The organism is Mesorhizobium sp. M0028, assembly GCF_040323855.1.
Taxonomy (GTDB): domain Bacteria; phylum Pseudomonadota; class Alphaproteobacteria; order Rhizobiales; family Rhizobiaceae; genus Mesorhizobium.
Genome location: NZ_JAMYVG010000003.1, coordinates 326,532 through 341,294 on the forward strand (window position 1 = coordinate 326,532; position 14,763 = coordinate 341,294).

At 61.7% G+C, this 14,763-nt stretch carries 18 protein-coding genes and 1 pseudogene; 16 read left to right on the forward strand and 3 right to left on the reverse strand.

All coding sequences use genetic code 11. The features are described from left to right. Positions 1-32: 32 nt before the first annotated feature. On the reverse strand, positions 33-533 hold the full coding sequence (locus tag NKJ93_RS09415) for a MarR family winged helix-turn-helix transcriptional regulator (RefSeq protein ID WP_352588702.1): 501 nt from the start codon (positions 531-533) through the stop codon (positions 33-35). A 198-nt stretch (positions 534-731) separates the two neighbouring features. Between NKJ93_RS09415 and NKJ93_RS09420 the strand changes: the two genes are divergently transcribed. The 12 genes and pseudogenes from NKJ93_RS09420 to NKJ93_RS09475 all read left to right on the forward strand — a co-directional run bounded on the left by NKJ93_RS09420 (position 732) and on the right by NKJ93_RS09475 (position 9,858). Then, positions 732-1,010, forward strand: coding sequence for an acylphosphatase (locus NKJ93_RS09420; RefSeq protein WP_352494841.1), 279 nt, complete (start codon positions 732-734; stop codon positions 1,008-1,010). Between the two features lie 143 nt (positions 1,011-1,153). Further along, positions 1,154-1,816 carry a TetR/AcrR family transcriptional regulator gene (locus NKJ93_RS09425; protein WP_023718354.1) on the forward strand — a complete coding sequence of 221 codons (663 nt, stop codon included), beginning with the start codon at positions 1,154-1,156 and terminating at the stop codon, positions 1,814-1,816. 47 nt (positions 1,817-1,863) lie between these two features. Next, positions 1,864-3,027, forward strand: a complete 1,164-nt coding sequence (locus NKJ93_RS09430; RefSeq protein WP_352588705.1) for an isovaleryl-CoA dehydrogenase — start codon at positions 1,864-1,866, stop codon at positions 3,025-3,027. Positions 3,028-3,109: 82 nt separating this feature from the next. Then, positions 3,110-3,502, forward strand: coding sequence for an AbrB/MazE/SpoVT family DNA-binding domain-containing protein (locus tag NKJ93_RS09435; RefSeq protein ID WP_023718356.1), 393 nt, complete (start codon positions 3,110-3,112; stop codon positions 3,500-3,502). Next, entirely contained in the window at positions 3,499-3,882 is a 384-nt protein-coding gene (locus tag NKJ93_RS09440) for a type II toxin-antitoxin system VapC family toxin (protein ID WP_023718357.1), read from the forward strand. Before NKJ93_RS09435 ends, NKJ93_RS09440 begins: the two co-directional genes overlap by 4 nt. A 4-nt stretch (positions 3,883-3,886) precedes the next feature. Beyond that, positions 3,887-5,494 (forward strand): carboxyl transferase domain-containing protein, encoded by a 1,608-nt coding sequence (locus NKJ93_RS09445; protein WP_352494838.1) that lies wholly within the window; start codon positions 3,887-3,889, stop codon positions 5,492-5,494. Position 5,495: 1 nt separating this feature from the next. Beyond that, a pseudogene (locus tag NKJ93_RS09450) lies at positions 5,496-6,026 on the forward strand (O-acetyl-ADP-ribose deacetylase). Positions 6,027-6,145: 119 nt separating this feature from the next. After that, a complete protein-coding gene (locus tag NKJ93_RS09455) occupies positions 6,146-6,520 on the forward strand; it encodes a hypothetical protein (protein ID WP_352494837.1) in 375 nt (124 codons plus the stop codon). A 45-nt stretch (positions 6,521-6,565) separates the two neighbouring features. Continuing rightward, positions 6,566-6,934, forward strand: coding sequence for a hypothetical protein (locus NKJ93_RS09460; protein WP_023718361.1), 369 nt, complete (start codon positions 6,566-6,568; stop codon positions 6,932-6,934). A 36-nt stretch (positions 6,935-6,970) separates the two neighbouring features. After that, positions 6,971-7,345 carry a hypothetical protein gene (locus tag NKJ93_RS09465; protein ID WP_023718362.1) on the forward strand — a complete coding sequence of 125 codons (375 nt, stop codon included), beginning with the start codon at positions 6,971-6,973 and terminating at the stop codon, positions 7,343-7,345. A gap of 73 nt (positions 7,346-7,418) precedes the next feature. Then, positions 7,419-7,757 carry a hypothetical protein gene (locus NKJ93_RS09470; RefSeq protein WP_352588708.1) on the forward strand — a complete coding sequence of 113 codons (339 nt, stop codon included), beginning with the start codon at positions 7,419-7,421 and terminating at the stop codon, positions 7,755-7,757. 112 nt (positions 7,758-7,869) lie between these two features. Continuing rightward, entirely contained in the window at positions 7,870-9,858 is a 1,989-nt protein-coding gene (locus tag NKJ93_RS09475) for an acetyl/propionyl/methylcrotonyl-CoA carboxylase subunit alpha (RefSeq protein WP_352588711.1), read from the forward strand. A gap of 98 nt (positions 9,859-9,956) precedes the next feature. Here NKJ93_RS09475 and NKJ93_RS09480 read toward each other — a convergent pair whose 3' ends face one another. Together NKJ93_RS09480 and NKJ93_RS09485 are read right to left on the reverse strand one after the other, a co-directional pair. After that, positions 9,957-11,078, reverse strand: a complete 1,122-nt coding sequence (locus NKJ93_RS09480) for a branched-chain amino acid ABC transporter substrate-binding protein (RefSeq protein WP_352588713.1) — start codon at positions 11,076-11,078, stop codon at positions 9,957-9,959. Positions 11,079-11,457: 379 nt separating this feature from the next. Beyond that, positions 11,458-11,724, reverse strand: a complete 267-nt coding sequence (locus NKJ93_RS09485) for an SEL1-like repeat protein (RefSeq protein WP_010915070.1) — start codon at positions 11,722-11,724, stop codon at positions 11,458-11,460. 456 nt (positions 11,725-12,180) lie between these two features. On the opposite strand from NKJ93_RS09485, the gene NKJ93_RS09490 reads away from it, so the two are divergent. The 4 genes from NKJ93_RS09490 (at position 12,181) to NKJ93_RS09505 (ending at position 14,698) form a co-directional block, all read left to right on the forward strand. Continuing rightward, the gene (locus NKJ93_RS09490; protein WP_023677801.1) at positions 12,181-12,525 is read left to right on the forward strand and encodes a DUF2147 domain-containing protein; all 345 of its coding nucleotides are present in this window, start codon (positions 12,181-12,183) and stop codon (positions 12,523-12,525) included. A gap of 208 nt (positions 12,526-12,733) precedes the next feature. Then, positions 12,734-12,886: a hypothetical protein gene (locus tag NKJ93_RS09495; protein WP_023718367.1), complete on the forward strand. Its 153-nt coding sequence runs from the start codon at positions 12,734-12,736 to the stop codon at positions 12,884-12,886. 31 nt (positions 12,887-12,917) lie between these two features. After that, positions 12,918-13,112, forward strand: a complete 195-nt coding sequence (locus NKJ93_RS09500; protein ID WP_352481878.1) for a hypothetical protein — start codon at positions 12,918-12,920, stop codon at positions 13,110-13,112. Between the two features lie 83 nt (positions 13,113-13,195). Further along, positions 13,196-14,698, forward strand: coding sequence for an AMP nucleosidase (locus NKJ93_RS09505; protein ID WP_352494832.1), 1,503 nt, complete (start codon positions 13,196-13,198; stop codon positions 14,696-14,698). The last annotated feature ends 65 nt before the right edge of the window (positions 14,699-14,763 follow it).

Sequence of the window (14,763 nt, forward strand, 5' to 3'; positions counted from 1 at the left end):
GGGGCGCAACGCCCCGATTCCAGTGCTGCCCGCTATTTCTCCCCGAGCAGGCGCATGACCCGCTTCAGCGTGTCCGATAGTTCGGCAGCCTGTTCATCGGCCAGGCCGGCCGTCAGCCGGGCGAGATCGCGATCCGCCGCAGCCTGAAGCCTGGCGAGCTCAGCACTTCCGCGAGCGGTCAGCGACAGGATGCGTCGACGCCGATCGGACGGGTCAGTGCGTATCTCGGTCAGGCCGGCGGCGGCGAATTTCCTCAGGACGCGTGTGACATAGGCCGGATCGAGCCGGAGTTCGGCAGCGATTTCGGAGGCCGCCGGCCCGAGATCGAGGTGGAACGCCCGCGCAAGAAACCCTGCCTCACCGTCGCTGTTGGCGGCAGCACGGGATCGGTGGCCCAATTCGAACAGCAGCCTCGCCTCGCCCAGCGTATAGGCGCTGTGCGTCAAGGTCTCGTCGAGCAGCCCAATCAGGCACGTATAGTAGCGGTTGAAGCCGCGGATCTCGGTAACAAGGGCATTCCGTTCGGCCGGCATGTCGACCTCCTTCGGGCTGATCGCTCCTAAGGACCATGATGGTCTATTATTTGACTTAGTCAATCATTCGATGGAGACGCCGCCTATCTCGCACGTGAAGCTGGCGGATAGCGATCGGCAGAGAGACCTTCGATGCACGTTGCCTGGTTGAATTTGCACAGCGATGCGCCAGACTCGACTCAGAAGATGGAGAGCGCGATGGCCGACCGGACGGTGCAGGTACGCATATACGGCAAGGTGCAGGGCGTCAGCTATCGGGTCTGGGCGCGGCGCGAGGCGTCTGGACTTGGCCTTGCCGGTTGGGTGCGCAACGAAGTTGACGGCTCGGTGACAGCCTCGATTGCAGGTGCCGATGCGGCGGTCTCGACAATGATCGAACGTCTCTGGCAAGGGCCGCCAGGGGCAGCAGTTTCGAAGGTCGATGTCGAGGAGATCGAGGCACGCAACATGTCCGCGGGTTTCACGATCGTTGCCTAGCAAGGCATGATCCTGCTCATTCGCTTCCATCGCACAAAATCTCCAGGGTGCAGATAGAGCAAACCTGAAGCCATTGCCTTACCCGAACACACTCCTTGAATTAATTGAACGTTTGTTTTATTGTTCTGAAAAGGCGGCTTGTCATGGCGCGTACGACCGGTTCCGACGGAGAGAAGACCGAAGCTGCGGTCCGCGAGGCGGCGGTCAGCCTGATTGCGCGTCTCGGCTACGAGGCGATGTCGATGCGCCAGCTGGCGGCCGAGGTCGGCGTCCAGGCAGCGGCGCTTTACCGCTATTTCCCGACCAAGCAGGACCTTCTGTTCACGCTGATGCGCGAGCATATGGAAGGCCTGATCGAGGCGTGGCGCACAACACGCCCTGTCGGCGCCGATCCGGCAGCGCGGCTCGCCGCCTATGTCGAAAACCACATCGCTTTCCACGTCGAACGCCGCCATTCCACCCATGTCTCGAACATGGAGCTGCGCAGCCTGTCGCACGAAAGACTCACGCAGATCCTGCGCATGCGCACCGCTTACGAGAAGGAGCTGCGCGCCATTCTGCGCGACGGCGTCGAAGCGGGCTTGTTCAGCGTCGAGGACACCGGGCTCACCGCCATGGCGCTGATCCAGATGATGACCGGCGTCATCGTGTGGTTCCGGCCGGGCGAACGGCTGTCGATCGCCGAAGTCACCGCTACATATCTAGCAATGACAATGCGCCTTGCTGGAGCAAAGAGCGATGGCGCGAGGACGAGCCACGGCACCGTGCGTCCATTCGAGCGCGCAAAGGACGCTGTAGCACTTTGATTTCGCGCATGATCCCGATTTCGGGGTCGTGCGCCGGGAGGAACGGCATGTACACGCAGACGCTCAACTTCGGGCTTGACGAAGACATCGAGGCGCTGCGCGATCTGGTGCGGCGCTTCGCCCAGGAGAAAATCGCGCCGATAGCCGCCGAGATCGACCGCTCGAACGAATTCCCGGCACATCTGTGGGCGGAGCTCGGCGGGCTCGGCCTGCTCGGCATCACCGCCGATCCCGATTTCGGCGGCAGCGGCATGGGCTACCTCGCCCATGTCGTGGCGATGGAGGAGATTTCGCGCGCCTCGGCCTCGGTCGGCCTCTCTTACGGCGCCCATTCCAACCTCTGCGTCAATCAGATCAACCGCTGGGCGACGCAGGCGCAGAAAGAAAAATATCTGCCTTCGCTCTGCAGCGGCGAAAAGGTCGGGGCACTGGCGATGTCGGAATCGGGTGCCGGCTCAGATGTCGTGTCGCTGCGCCTGCGCGCCGAAAAGCGCAATGATCGCTACGTGCTCAACGGCACCAAAATGTGGATCACCAACGGGCCGGATGCCGAGACGCTGGTCGTCTACGCCAAGACCGATCCGGAACTCAATTCGCGCGGCATCACCGCTTTCATCGTCGAAAAGGCCTTTGCCGGTTTTTCGGTGGCGCAAAAGCTCGACAAGCTCGGCATGCGCGGCTCGAACACCGGCGAGCTGGTGTTCGACAATGTCGAAGTGCCGTTCGACAATGTGCTGCACGAGGAAGGGCGCGGCGTCGAGGTGCTGATGTCAGGCCTCGACTACGAACGCGCCGTGCTTGCCGGCGGCCCGATCGGCCTGATGGCTGCGTGCCTCGACGTGGCGATCCCTTACGTGCACGAACGCAAGCAGTTCGGCCAGCCGATCGGCGAGTTCCAGCTGGTGCAAGGCAAGCTCGCCGACATGTATGCGACGATGAATGCGGCGCGTGCTTACGTCTATGCCGTAGCCGCCGCCTGCGATCGCGGTGAGACGACGCGCAAGGACGCCGCCGGGTGCGTGCTGTTCGCCGCCGAAAAGGCGACGCTGATGGCGCTCGACGCCATCCAGCTTTTGGGCGGCAACGGCTACATCAACGATTACCCTACCGGCCGGCTGCTGCGCGACGCCAAGCTCTACGAGATCGGCGCCGGCACCAGCGAAATCCGTCGCTGGCTGATCGGGCGGGAAATCATGGCGGAGGGCGCCTAATGGCATTCTTTTGAGATTTGCCAGAAGCCGCACGATATGGCATACTTCTGGACATATGCCATAAATACAAGCGAGACGGACCATGGCGGGCAGAACGGGAAAGTCCGGATTTGATGAAGATCCGCAAGCACAGTTCGATGCTGGCGCCCGCAAAACGCGGCTTCGGGTTCCGGCGAAACGCGAGCGCGTCAAGCTTGGCGAGGGCGGGCGCTTCGTCATCCCTGCTGCGATGCGCGAGGAGATGGGCGTGAAGCCTGGCGAGGACATGATCCTTCATGTCGAAAACGGCGAGTTGCGGGTAAGATCGTGGCTGCAGAATCTGCGACGCGTTCAGGCCGAATTGTCGGCGCTGAAACAGCCCGGTGAAAGCGTCGTCGACGAATTTCTGAAGGAGCGGCGGGAAGAGCAGCGTCGAAGCGACAAGCGTCTCGACCGGCTTCACGCCGAAGGGACGACAGGAAAGCGGGTGAAATGAAGCCCTACGTCATGGACAGTTCGGCGGCGCTCGCAATCCTGCTCAACGAGCAAGGCACCGAGAATGCTTTGGGGTTCGCGCCGGATGCACAATGCAGTTCGGTCAATGCGGCCGAGATCATTGCCAAGCTGATCGACAAGGGACGCAGCTTGGAACAGGCTGCCGACGACCTCGGAAGTCTCGGCATGCCGATCGCCGTTTTCGACCAAGCGATGGGCATCGCCGCCGGCCAGCTTCGCCAACTGACGCGGCATCGCGGCTTGTCGCTGGGCGATCGGGCCTGCCTGGCGCTGGCGATTCGCGAGAACGCCATTGCCGTCACCGCCGATCGCGACTGGGGCGACCTGGATGTCGGCTGCAAGATCGAGCTGATCCGGTAGCGCCATGGCCCCCCTCACCTCGCAGATCTCGCCCGTCTCCGATATTTTCCGCGCCAATGCCGAGCGCATGCGGGCGCTGGTCGCCGATATTGCGGAAAAGGCTGCTACGGTCGAACACGGCGGCTCGGAGGAAGCGCGTGAGCGGCATGTTTCGCGCGGCAAGCTCCTGCCGCGGCAACGTCTTGCCCAATTGCTCGATACCGGCTCGCCCTTCCTCGAGATCGGCCAGTTCGCGGCGTGGTCGATGTATGGCGAGGACATCTCCTCGGCCGGCCTCATCGCCGGCGTCGGCCGCGTCGAAGGCACCGAAGTCATGGTCGTCGTCAATGACGCCACGGTGAAGGGCGGCACCTATTATCCACTGACGGTGAAGAAGCATCTGCGTGCACAGGAGATCGCATTGCAGAACAATCTGCCTTGCGTCTATCTGGTCGACAGCGGCGGCGCCAATCTGCCCAATCAGGACGAGGTGTTTCCCGACCGCGATCATTTCGGCCGCATCTTCTACAACCAGGCCAACATGTCGGCCGCCGGCATTCCGCAGATCGCCTGCGTCATGGGTTCATGCACGGCCGGCGGCGCCTATGTGCCCGCGATGTCGGACGAGACAATCATGGTGCGCAACCAGGCGACCATCTTTCTCGGCGGGCCGCCGCTGGTGAAGGCGGCCACCGGCGAGGACGTCACCGCCGAGGACCTCGGTGGTGCCGACGTGCACACAAGGCTTTCCGGCGTTGCCGATCACTATGCGCTCGACGACGAACATGCGCTGGCAATATGCCGGCGTATCGTCAAAAACCTGAATCGGAACAAGACTGTAAGCCTGGCCCTGAAGAAATCGATTCCGCCGCTTCACGATCCACATGAACTCTACGGCATCGTACCGACGGATTTGCGCCAGCCTTACGACGTGCGCGAGGTGATCGCCCGCATCGTCGACGGCTCCGAGTTCGATGAGTTCAAGCAGAATTACGGCACCACGCTGATCACCGGCTTCGCCCACCTCAGCGGCATGCCGGTCGGCATCGTCGCCAACAATGGCGTGCTGTTTTCGGAAAGCGCGCTGAAGGGCGCGCACTTCATCGAGCTGTGCTGCCAGCGCAAGATCCCGCTGGTCTTCCTGCAAAACATCACCGGTTTCATGGTCGGGCGAAAATACGAGGCCGGCGGCATCGCCAAGGATGGCGCCAAGCTGGTCATGGCGGTCGCAACGGCCAAGGTGCCGAAGGTGACCGTGATCATCGGCGGCTCGTTCGGCGCCGGCAATTACGGTATGTGCGGACGCGCCTATTCGCCACGCTTCCTGTGGATGTGGCCGAATGCCCGCATCTCGGTGATGGGCGGCGAACAGGCAGCAACGGTGCTGGCCGTCGTCAAGCGCGAAGGCATCGAGCGCAAGGGTGGCGAGTGGAGCGTCGAAGAGGAAGCCAAATTCAAGAAGCCGATCCTGATGAAGTACGAGCATGAAGGGCACCCGCTCTATTCGTCGGCAAGGCTCTGGGACGACGGCATCATCGATCCGGCGAAGACCCGCGAGGTGCTGGCGCTTAGCCTGTCGGCCGCGCTGAACGCCGGGATCGAGGAGACCCGGTTCGGCGTGTTCAGGATGTGAGATGAGCGCAGTCGGCCAGAGGATTCGCGTTCACACCGGCGACATCACGAAGCTGGCGGTCGATGCCATCGTCAATGCCGCCAACACCTCGCTTCTCGGCGGCGGTGGCGTGGACGGCGCCATTCACCGCGCGGCCGGCCCCGAGCTTGAGTTCGAATGCCGGATGCTGAATGGCTGCAAGGTTGGCGAGGCAAAGCTCACCAAGGGCTACAGGCTGCCGGCACGCTACATCATCCACACGGTCGGACCGGTCTGGTAAGGCGGCGGTAAAGGAGAAGCCGAGCTGCTCGCCTCCTGCTATCGCCGGTCACTCGAAATCGCCGCCGCAAAGGACTGCCGGACGGTGGCGTTTCCAGCGATCTCGACCGGTGTCTACCGCTATCCTAAGGATCAGGCGACGCAAATTGCTGTCGGTACCGTGAGTGCCTTCATCGGCCAGAATATCGTTCCGGAAACTGTCATTTTCTGCTGCTTCGACGAGCCGACGGCCGAACTGTATCAGCGGGTCGTTGCTGCACTCGGCAGGGTGTGACCCTGCGCGGGCGACGAACCCGTCCACACCTCCAGACCAATTTTTTTGCTTCTTCATCTGGCCAGCCGAAAGAATCACGGCTATTGGTCATCTCAAATACCAATGGGGATTGGGCGAAGATGAAACGGCGGCTTTTCAAGGAAACAACTGCGTCTATACTTGCGGGGTTGCTTATATTAGCGACGCCTGGCGCCAGTGCAGCGGCGTCGCTGGCTGGGAAAGTCGGCGACAAGCGTTCCTTCGTGTATCTCCCTCAGCAAGGCTCGGAAGGCAATTGCAGGCAGGCCTACAACGCCTATGTGGCTGCGGCCGGTCATTCCGCCTACGCATCGACCATCACCGGAGCAAGGGTCCTGTATTTCGTCTGCGGCGTGCACATTAACGCACCGTCCCAGAAGGCTGCCGAAGCGCTCGCGCTTAAGTCATGCGAATCCGGTCGCAAGAAGTTCAAAGTGGACATGGTCGGCGGCTGCGGCGTAGTCGCTTCCAAGTAGCTTTCGGCATCAAAGCGCCAGATAGCAATGGGGGATAGGGCGAAGATGAGACTTCAGCTTTTTCAGAAAACAACTGTATCCATATTTGCAGGGTTGCTCGTGTTGGGGGCGCCCGGTATCGGAGCAGCGGAGTCGCTGGCGGGAAGCAAGGGCGACAGCCGCTATCCCGTCTATTTCGCACCTGGCTCGACGGGAGGCTGTCAGAAGGCATACAGGGCCTATGTGGCGACCGGCAGCCATTCCGCTTATGCGTCGACTCCATTCAATTGGGCGACCGAGTTCATGATTTGCGCGCGTGCAAATGCAACGTCGCAAAAGGCTGCAGAGGCGCAGGCGCTGAAATCCTGCCAGTCAGCCAAGAGGAGCTACAAGGTCACAACCGCGGGAGCTTGCAGCATCGCTGCCTCCAAGTAGGAGATGCTGTTGGCGTTCGCTCTTCCAGGGGGAAAAATGACACCGAGACACGTCAAAAGTACAATCGCTTCGATACTTGCCGGCTTTCTTGTATTCACGGCACCTGGCATAGGAACGGCGGAATCGCTGGCGGGAAGCAAGGGCGAGACCCGTTTCTACCCCTATTTGCCGAAGAATCCGAAGGATCCATGCACCATGGCTTACAAGGCCTATGTAGCGGCCGGTGGCCATTCGGCCTATGCAAGCACTCCGTATTCCCGGGTGCGTTCGCTGTACATCATATGCGGCTCGCGCTTGAATGCACCATCACAGCAAGCTGCCGAAGAGTTGGCGTTAAAATCCTGTCAGGCCACCCGCAACAGTTATAAGGTTACGACAGGCGGAGGCTGCGAAATAGCCGCCTCCAAATAGCTGAATATCTGCCAGTCTTGGGTTTTTCAAATGGGTTGGGCAATGAAATCTTTATCCATCAGGCGAGCAACCATTGGTACTTGCACTGTTCGTGGCCTCTGCACCGAATATTGGCGCCGCCGAATCGCTAGCTGGAAGCAAGGGCGACGTCCGTTTCTACCCGTATTTGCCGGCAACCGCGGATCGGCCGTGTACCAAGGCATATAAGGCGTATGTGGCGGCCAGCGGCCATTCAGCCTATGCGACCACTCCGTATTCCAGAGTGCGTTCGTTGTACATCATGTGCGGCTCGCGCTTGAATGCGCCCTCGCAAAAGACTGCCGAGGATATGGCTATGAAATCCTGCCAGGCCACCCGCAGCCATTACAAGGTCACGACCGGTGGAGCTTGCGAAATCGCGGCCTCCAAGTAGGCAGGCCTCGCTTGCCTATCCTTTGACGGCCAGATTACAAAGCGGGGTATTGCCGCAGCTCGCGTGAAGAGAATTCGCGCCGTTGGCGGCGAGCTCTGCCTGTGGAGGCCCGATGTTCGCCAAGATCCTGATCGCCAACCGTGGCGAGATCGCCTGCCGGGTGGTCCGCACGGCACGCAGGATGGGTGTGCGCAGCGTCGCCGTCTATTCTGACGCCGACGCTCGCGCCTTGCATGTCGAGACGGCGGACGAGGCGGTGCATATCGGTCCCTCGCCTGCCGGCGAAAGCTATCTGCGGGGTAACAAGATCATCGCGGCGGCCTTGGCCACGGGTGCCGAGGCCATTCATCCGGGCTACGGCTTTCTCTCGGAAAATCCCGACTTCGTCGACCAGGTGGTCGCGGCGGGGCTGATCTTCATCGGGCCGTCGGCGGCCTCGATCCGCGCCATGGGATTGAAGGACGCGGCTAAGCGGCTGATGGAAAAGGCCGGCGTGCCGGTGGTGCCGGGCTATCATGGCGAGGCGCAGGAGATCGTGTTGCTCGCCTCCAAGGCGCGCGAGATCGGCTACCCCGTATTGATCAAGGCGCGCGCCGGTGGCGGCGGCAAGGGCATGCGGCGCGTCGAGCATCCCGATGATTTTTCGGAAGCACTGTCTGGCGCGCGGCGCGAGGCGAAGGCCGCCTTCGGTGACGACCGCGTTTTGGTGGAAAAATATGTCGACAAGCCGCGCCACATCGAAGTGCAGATATTCGGCGACAGTTTCGGCAATGTCGTGCACCTCTACGAGCGCGACTGCTCGGCGCAACGCCGCCACCAGAAGGTGATCGAGGAGGCGCCTGCCCCCGGCATGACGCCGGCGTTGCGCAAGGCGATGACCGAGGCGGCGGTGAAGGCCGCCAAGGCAATCCACTATTCCGGCGCCGGCACCATCGAGTTCATCGTCGATGCCTCGCAAGGTCTGAAGGCCGACCGTTTCTGGTTCATGGAAATGAACACCCGCCTGCAGGTCGAGCACCCGGTCACCGAAATGGTCACCGGCATCGACCTGGTCGAGTGGCAGTTGCGGGTGGCCTCCGGCGAAAAACTGCCGAAGACGCAGAGCGAGGTCGCGCTCTCCGGCCACGCCTTCGAGGCGCGCATCTATGCCGAGGACGCAGCAAGAGGGTTTTTGCCGGCGACCGGCACCTTGCACCATTTAAAATTTCCGCAACCGGCGCCCGAAGGTGCGAGCATGCGCATCGAAACCGGTGTGCGCGCCGGCGATGCGATCTCGCCGTTTTACGATCCGATGATCGCCAAGCTGGTCATCCATGGCAAGGACAGGCGGACGGCGCTCACGGCACTCGGCGCGGCGCTGTCGCAGACCGAAATCGCCGGCTCGACGGTCAACACCGCCTTTCTTGCCGCGCTGGCCGCTGATGCGGATTTTGCGGCGGGCGATGTCGATACCGACCTGATCGCCAGGCATCAGCAGGCGCTGACGGCGGTTCCGCCGCCGAGCGGTGAGACGATTGCCGTTGCGGCACTTGCCGCGTCTGGTGCGGGCGACTTGCCGTCCTCCGACGATCCCTGGTCGTCACTGGCCGGCTATGCGCATTTCCACGCGGTGGCGCGGCGCACGCTGCTGAGATTTGGCGAGCAGGGGATCGTCGCGCGCGTATCGGTGCGGCCGGACGGGCGGTTCGAGGTGGCGCTGGATGCCCCCTATGACAGCGCCAATTCGCATGATCTCCGCGCCGCGCCTCGCCTCGCCCGCTGGCCGGGCCACGTCACGGTCTTCGAAGGCGCCATCGGCTACGGTTTTGCCGTGCCGGATCCGCTGGCGCGGGCCGACGAAGCCGCAGCCGCTTCCGGCAGCCTGCGCGCGCCAATGCCGGGACTGGTCAAATTGGTTCGTGCTGGCAAAGGCGAGGCCGTGATCAAGGGGCAGCCGCTGCTGATCCTGGAGGCGATGAAGATGGAGCACACCATTGCCGCCCCCCATGACGGGGTAATCGCCGAAATCGCTGCCGAAGGCGCGCAGGTCACCGACGGAACCGTGCTGGTTCGCTTTGCCGAGGAACCACAGCTGACTGCTGTTTCCCTATCCACGAAGTGATCTCGAACGCGTCACAAAGGCATCGCCAAGAACAACATGGCCGGGTTTGACCCCGGCCATGTTCGATTACACCAGCGCAGCTTGCGGCGCCGCGGCCATTACGGCTGGATCGGGGCGTATTTGCCGTCGTGCCACTGGTTGATGTCGTAGCTGGCGTTCTTGAGGTCGCCTTTCTCGTCGAAGGTGACCGGACCGACAACCGTGCTGATCGGCTGGCCGTTCTTCAACGCTTCAGCGACCTTGGCCGGGTCGTCGCTGCCGGCGCGCTTGATGCCTTCGGCGAAGGCCTGGATCACCGCATAGGAAAACAGCGTGAAGCCCTCCGGCACGAAGCCGCCGGCCTTGATCTTGGCGATGGCTTCCCTGGCTTCGGGCTTCGCCTGCGGATCCGATGGGAAGACGAACATGGTGCCTTCACCGGCCGGACCGGCAACCTGCCAGAATTCCGGCGAAGCGATCGAGTCCGGCATGATCAGCTGGAACTTGAGGTTCTGCTCCGCCGACTGGCGCAGGATGAGGCCCGCTTCGGGATGATAGCCGCCGAAATAGACGACATCAGTTTTCAGCTCCTTGAGCTTGGTAACAAGCGCGGAGTAGTCCTTCTCGCCGGCGTTGATGCCCTCGTAGAGGATCTCCTTGAGACCGTTCTGGTTCATCGTTGCCTTGACGGCATCGGCCACACCCTGCCCATAGGCGCTCTTGTCGTGCATGATGACGACGTTCTTGCCGGCATATTTCTTGGCGATCCATGGACCGATGAAAGCGCCCTGCGCATCGTCGCGCGTATAGAGGCGCATGATCGTCGGCCAGCCGGCCTTCGCCGCTGCGTCGGTCAGCACCGGGTTCGAGGAAGCCGGACTCATCATCAGCGCACCGGCTTCGGCGTAGACAGCGGAGGCCGGGATGCTGGAGCCCGAGCAGGCATGGCCATCGATGAACTTGACACCATTGGCGATGATGCGGTTCGCGACCGAAACTGCCTGCTTCGGATCGCACTGGTCATCCTCGATGTCGAGCTTGATCTGGCGGCCGTCGACGCCGCCCGCCGCGTTGATCGCGTCGGTGGCGGCTTGCGCGCCCTGCTTGAACTGGTCGCCGATGGTGGCAAGCTGACCGGTCATCGGTCCGACCACCGAAAAGGTGATGTCGTCGGCGAAGGCGACCGGCGCGGTCATCATCAGGCCAAATATGGCGGCGCTCAAAATACTGAATTTCTTCATGGTGACACAACTCCTCCACTCTCGCGCGACCGTCCCGGCCGCGCCTCTTCCAGAGTGGCGGGAGAATTTCATCCTTCACCGGAGCTGTCTAGGCGCATCGTCGGCACTCGATTGGGCCTGCAACACGCGGTCCCAAAGACAAAGCCGCGCCAGCCTTGTTCCGGCCGGTCGCGGCTTTTGCCATCGAGCTTCCCAACGCATCGGCGCCAGGAACCGCTCGCCTTCCCTGTCTATTGCACAGCTCGCTGCCGTGTTCTTGATCTTGTTAGCCCAGCCGTCTTGCGCGGCCTTGATTTTTCGGGCCTAACCGTCTGCGCGGCTTTGACCCGAAGCGTCCCTGTCGTGAACTCAGTACCCCGTGAAGTCGACGTTGACGAATTCAGTGCATCGTCATCCATTCGCGGGCTTCGCGGAGCGCCTTGGCGATCTCGACCTTCGACATGGCGGCCGACAATTCAGAGCGCAGTTCCGCGGCGCGGGCCGAACCCTTGATCGCGGCGATATTGAACCATTTGTGGGCGGCGACGACATCGGTCTCGCAATCGCGGCCGGTCGCATACATCATGCCCAACTCGAAAAGAATATCGGCCTGGGCAGTTGCCCCCATGGCGCCGAAGCCGGCTTCAAGCATTTCAAAACGTGCCATTTCAAATCCCCTGTTCTGGCTCCCGAGAGGTGTCTCCGTCTGTCCCTCGGTGTCCTTGACTACCTTCGGGGCGGCTCTCTTTCGATGCTTTCGAGAATGCCGCGGAGGCTTGAATCCGTCGTTAAATGGCGTGCTTAATTTGAGGAAAACAAAGCTAAAACAAGAGGTAAACGCGAAAATTCGTTAAGGATACAAAGCCAGCAATCGCGCCGGTTTGCACAAAATTTGAAGAAAACTTGCGAGGCGCGGATCAAGACTCCGCTAACCACGGAACACAAAGACGTGTGCGGCCCGTTTCATTTTTCGCCGGCGCGGCCGTTCGGGAGCGGGCAAAAACCCGCAACCCTTCCGTCGCGGCACCGCTTTTGTTTTTCCGAGAGCTGGACTAGCTTACGTTTGCGTAAGGGGCAGACGGCCGGGGCGGAGCCCGATTGACTTGCCTGAGGGAGGAGAGACATGTTTCGACAAGTGAGCCTGGCCCTCGCGGCCGCAATAATGATGACCGGCGCGGCATGGGCCGATCCGATCGAAGGCAATTGGAAAACGCAAGCCGGATCGACTGCCGCCATTTCGGGTGGCGGCGGGGCATTTTCGATTACGCTCAAATCCGGCAAATTTGCCGGCAAGAACATCGGTTCACTGAAGGTGGCCGGCGACAACAAATATGCCGGCACGATAACCGACCCGGAAACCGACAAGACCTATTCGGGCAAGGCGTCGCTTTCCGGCAGTTCGCTCAAGATGAGCGGCTGCGTGCTCGGCGGGCTGATCTGCAAGAGCCAGACCTGGCATAAGCTCTGATCGAGCCATTCCTGCCGGGATGAGCGGGGCCAGTTGGCCCCGTTTTCATGTTATCGGTCTCGCAGCCACGGCGTCGCCATCGGTCGCTGCTTTCAAGGCGGCCCGTCCAGAGATCATCAACCATTTTGAACCCCAGATGAACGCCGGCATCAGAGCTGGTTCAGCCGGGGCAAGGCATTGTCATGCGTGTTGAAGGAGACACCGCGCAATGCTTGCCCGCCGCTTCACCATCGTCTGCCTGCTGATGAGCCTGTTCGGCATGTTGTTCGCTGTCCTTGTCGCCGAAGCCGGCCGTCCGGCCCGCGCCTGGGACGTCGCCATTTCCTGCCGGCTCGGTTGCCCGAACCAGCTTCGCCACTGAACCCGACAGCGAGAATCTAGAAAACCACGCCATGACCCACCTCACCGCCAACGTCCTCAAGACCCTTCGGCTTCTGCCGCGGACGGCGCTCATCCTAATGCTTCTGGCGGCCCCGATTCTGGCCGTACCGACGATGCGCGCCGATGCCGGTTCGACCATCGAGGCGCCTGCGCTGAGGAAGTCCGGTCTCGGCTTTGTGCTGCTGGTCAGCCTGCGGCGCGGTTGAATCGCAGGAAAGAAAACGCCCAACAGCGTTCTGAGACCGCCTTACCCCCTCCCAACCGCGCGCCCAACTCTCTATATTGGGTCATGGAAAAGCGAATCTATCCCCAAGCCATTGAATCGGTCGTCACGCCGGAGCCGTTTGGCCGACAGAGCTTCAACGACGCCAAGAAGGCGGTCGCCGCCCTGCAGGTGCTTTACGACCGCAATACCAAGTTCCTGCGCGATTCATTTGCCGCGCTCGCCGCGGGCGGCGACAACAACAAACGCTACCGGGCCTTCTATCCGGAGATCGGCGTCACCACGAGTTCGTTCACCCAGATCGACTCGCGGCAGGCCTATGGCCACATGCCGACGCCGGGGCATTTCTCGACCACCGTCACCCAGCCTGCCCTTTTCGAAAGCTATCTCACCGAACAGCTTCGGCTGATCATGCGCAACCACGGCGTTCCGGTCACGGTTTCGGAATCGACCACTCCCATCCCGCTGCATTTCGCCTTTCTCGAAGGCACGCATGTCGACGGCACTGCTGCCGAGCGCATTAAACGGCCGATCCGTGACCTGTTCGACGTGCCGGATCTCGACGGCACCGACGACCAGATCGCCAACGGCACGTTCGAAGTGGCATTGGGCGAGGCACGGCCGCTGGCACCGTTCACCGCGCAACGGATCGACTATTCGCTGCATCGGATGTCGCATTACACCGCGACCAGTCCCCAGCATTTCCAGAACTTCGTGCTGTTCACCAATTACCAGTTCTATATCGACGAATTCGTCGCCCGTGCACGCGATTTGATGGCCAATGGCGGTGACGGATACGTCGAGTTCGTCGAGCCGGGCAATATTGTGACCAAAGTCGGGGACAGCGCGCCCGGTGAGGGTGCCGCGCCGCCTCGCCTGCCGCAGATGCCGGCCTATCATCTGAAGAAGCCGAACCATGGCGGCATCACCATGGTCAATATTGGCGTTGGCCCTTCCAACGCCAAGACGATCACCGACCATATCGCGGTGCTCCGGCCGCATGCCTGGGTGATGCTCGGCCATTGCGCCGGTCTGCGCAACACGCAGGCGCTGGGGGATTATGTGCTGGCGCATGCGTATGTACGGGAAGACCATGTCCTCGACGACGACCTTCCGGTCTGGGTGCCGATTCCGCCGTTGGCTGAAATCCAGGTGGCGCTGCAGGAAGCGGTCGCCGAGGTCACCGGGCTTTCCGGCTACGACCTCAAGCGCATCATGCGCACCGGCACCGTCGCCACCATCGACAACCGCAATTGGGAGTTGCGCGACCAGCGCGGGCCGGTGCAGCGGCTGTCGCAGTCGCGGGCGATCGCGCTCGATATGGAATCGGCGACGATCGCCGCCAACGGCTTTCGCTTCCGGGTGCCCTATGGCACGCTGCTTTGCGTCTCCGACAAGCCCCTGCATGGCGAATTGAAGCTGCCTGGCATGGCGACCGAATTCTACAAGCGGCAAGTCGCGCAGCATTTGACCATCGGCATCAGGGCGATGGAGAAGCTGGCCGAAATGCCGATGGAGCGGCTGCATTCGCGCAAGCTCAGGAGCTTTTCGGAAACTGCCTTCCAGTAAGTGCCGATCGCATTTGTCGGTCCAGGTCAGGACATTTCGTCATCTTGATTGAACCGCATTTCTGC

What these genes read in the sequence shown, in the direction of transcription:
- NKJ93_RS09480 (WP_352588713.1), bottom strand. Translation starts at nt 11,078, where the DNA reads ATGAAGAAATTCAGTATTTTGAGCGCCGCCATATTTGGCCTGATGATG.
- NKJ93_RS09425 (WP_023718354.1), top strand. Translation starts at nt 1,154, where the DNA reads ATGGCGCGTACGACCGGTTCCGACGGAGAGAAGACCGAAGCTGCGGTC.
- NKJ93_RS09460 (WP_023718361.1), top strand. Translation starts at nt 6,566, where the DNA reads ATGAGACTTCAGCTTTTTCAGAAAACAACTGTATCCATATTTGCAGGG.
- NKJ93_RS09505 (WP_352494832.1), top strand. Translation starts at nt 13,196, where the DNA reads ATGGAAAAGCGAATCTATCCCCAAGCCATTGAATCGGTCGTCACGCCG.
- NKJ93_RS09430 (WP_352588705.1), top strand. Translation starts at nt 1,864, where the DNA reads ATGTACACGCAGACGCTCAACTTCGGGCTTGACGAAGACATCGAGGCG.
- NKJ93_RS09435 (WP_023718356.1), top strand. Translation starts at nt 3,110, where the DNA reads ATGGCGGGCAGAACGGGAAAGTCCGGATTTGATGAAGATCCGCAAGCA.
- NKJ93_RS09455 (WP_352494837.1), top strand. Translation starts at nt 6,146, where the DNA reads ATGAAACGGCGGCTTTTCAAGGAAACAACTGCGTCTATACTTGCGGGG.
- NKJ93_RS09445 (WP_352494838.1), top strand. Translation starts at nt 3,887, where the DNA reads ATGGCCCCCCTCACCTCGCAGATCTCGCCCGTCTCCGATATTTTCCGC.
- NKJ93_RS09440 (WP_023718357.1), top strand. Translation starts at nt 3,499, where the DNA reads ATGAAGCCCTACGTCATGGACAGTTCGGCGGCGCTCGCAATCCTGCTC.
- NKJ93_RS09490 (WP_023677801.1), top strand. Translation starts at nt 12,181, where the DNA reads ATGTTTCGACAAGTGAGCCTGGCCCTCGCGGCCGCAATAATGATGACC.
- NKJ93_RS09465 (WP_023718362.1), top strand. Translation starts at nt 6,971, where the DNA reads ATGACACCGAGACACGTCAAAAGTACAATCGCTTCGATACTTGCCGGC.
- NKJ93_RS09475 (WP_352588711.1), top strand. Translation starts at nt 7,870, where the DNA reads ATGTTCGCCAAGATCCTGATCGCCAACCGTGGCGAGATCGCCTGCCGG.
- NKJ93_RS09420 (WP_352494841.1), top strand. Translation starts at nt 732, where the DNA reads ATGGCCGACCGGACGGTGCAGGTACGCATATACGGCAAGGTGCAGGGC.
- NKJ93_RS09495 (WP_023718367.1), top strand. Translation starts at nt 12,734, where the DNA reads ATGCTTGCCCGCCGCTTCACCATCGTCTGCCTGCTGATGAGCCTGTTC.
- NKJ93_RS09485 (WP_010915070.1), bottom strand. Translation starts at nt 11,724, where the DNA reads ATGGCACGTTTTGAAATGCTTGAAGCCGGCTTCGGCGCCATGGGGGCA.
- NKJ93_RS09500 (WP_352481878.1), top strand. Translation starts at nt 12,918, where the DNA reads ATGACCCACCTCACCGCCAACGTCCTCAAGACCCTTCGGCTTCTGCCG.
- NKJ93_RS09415 (WP_352588702.1), bottom strand. Translation starts at nt 533, where the DNA reads ATGCCGGCCGAACGGAATGCCCTTGTTACCGAGATCCGCGGCTTCAAC.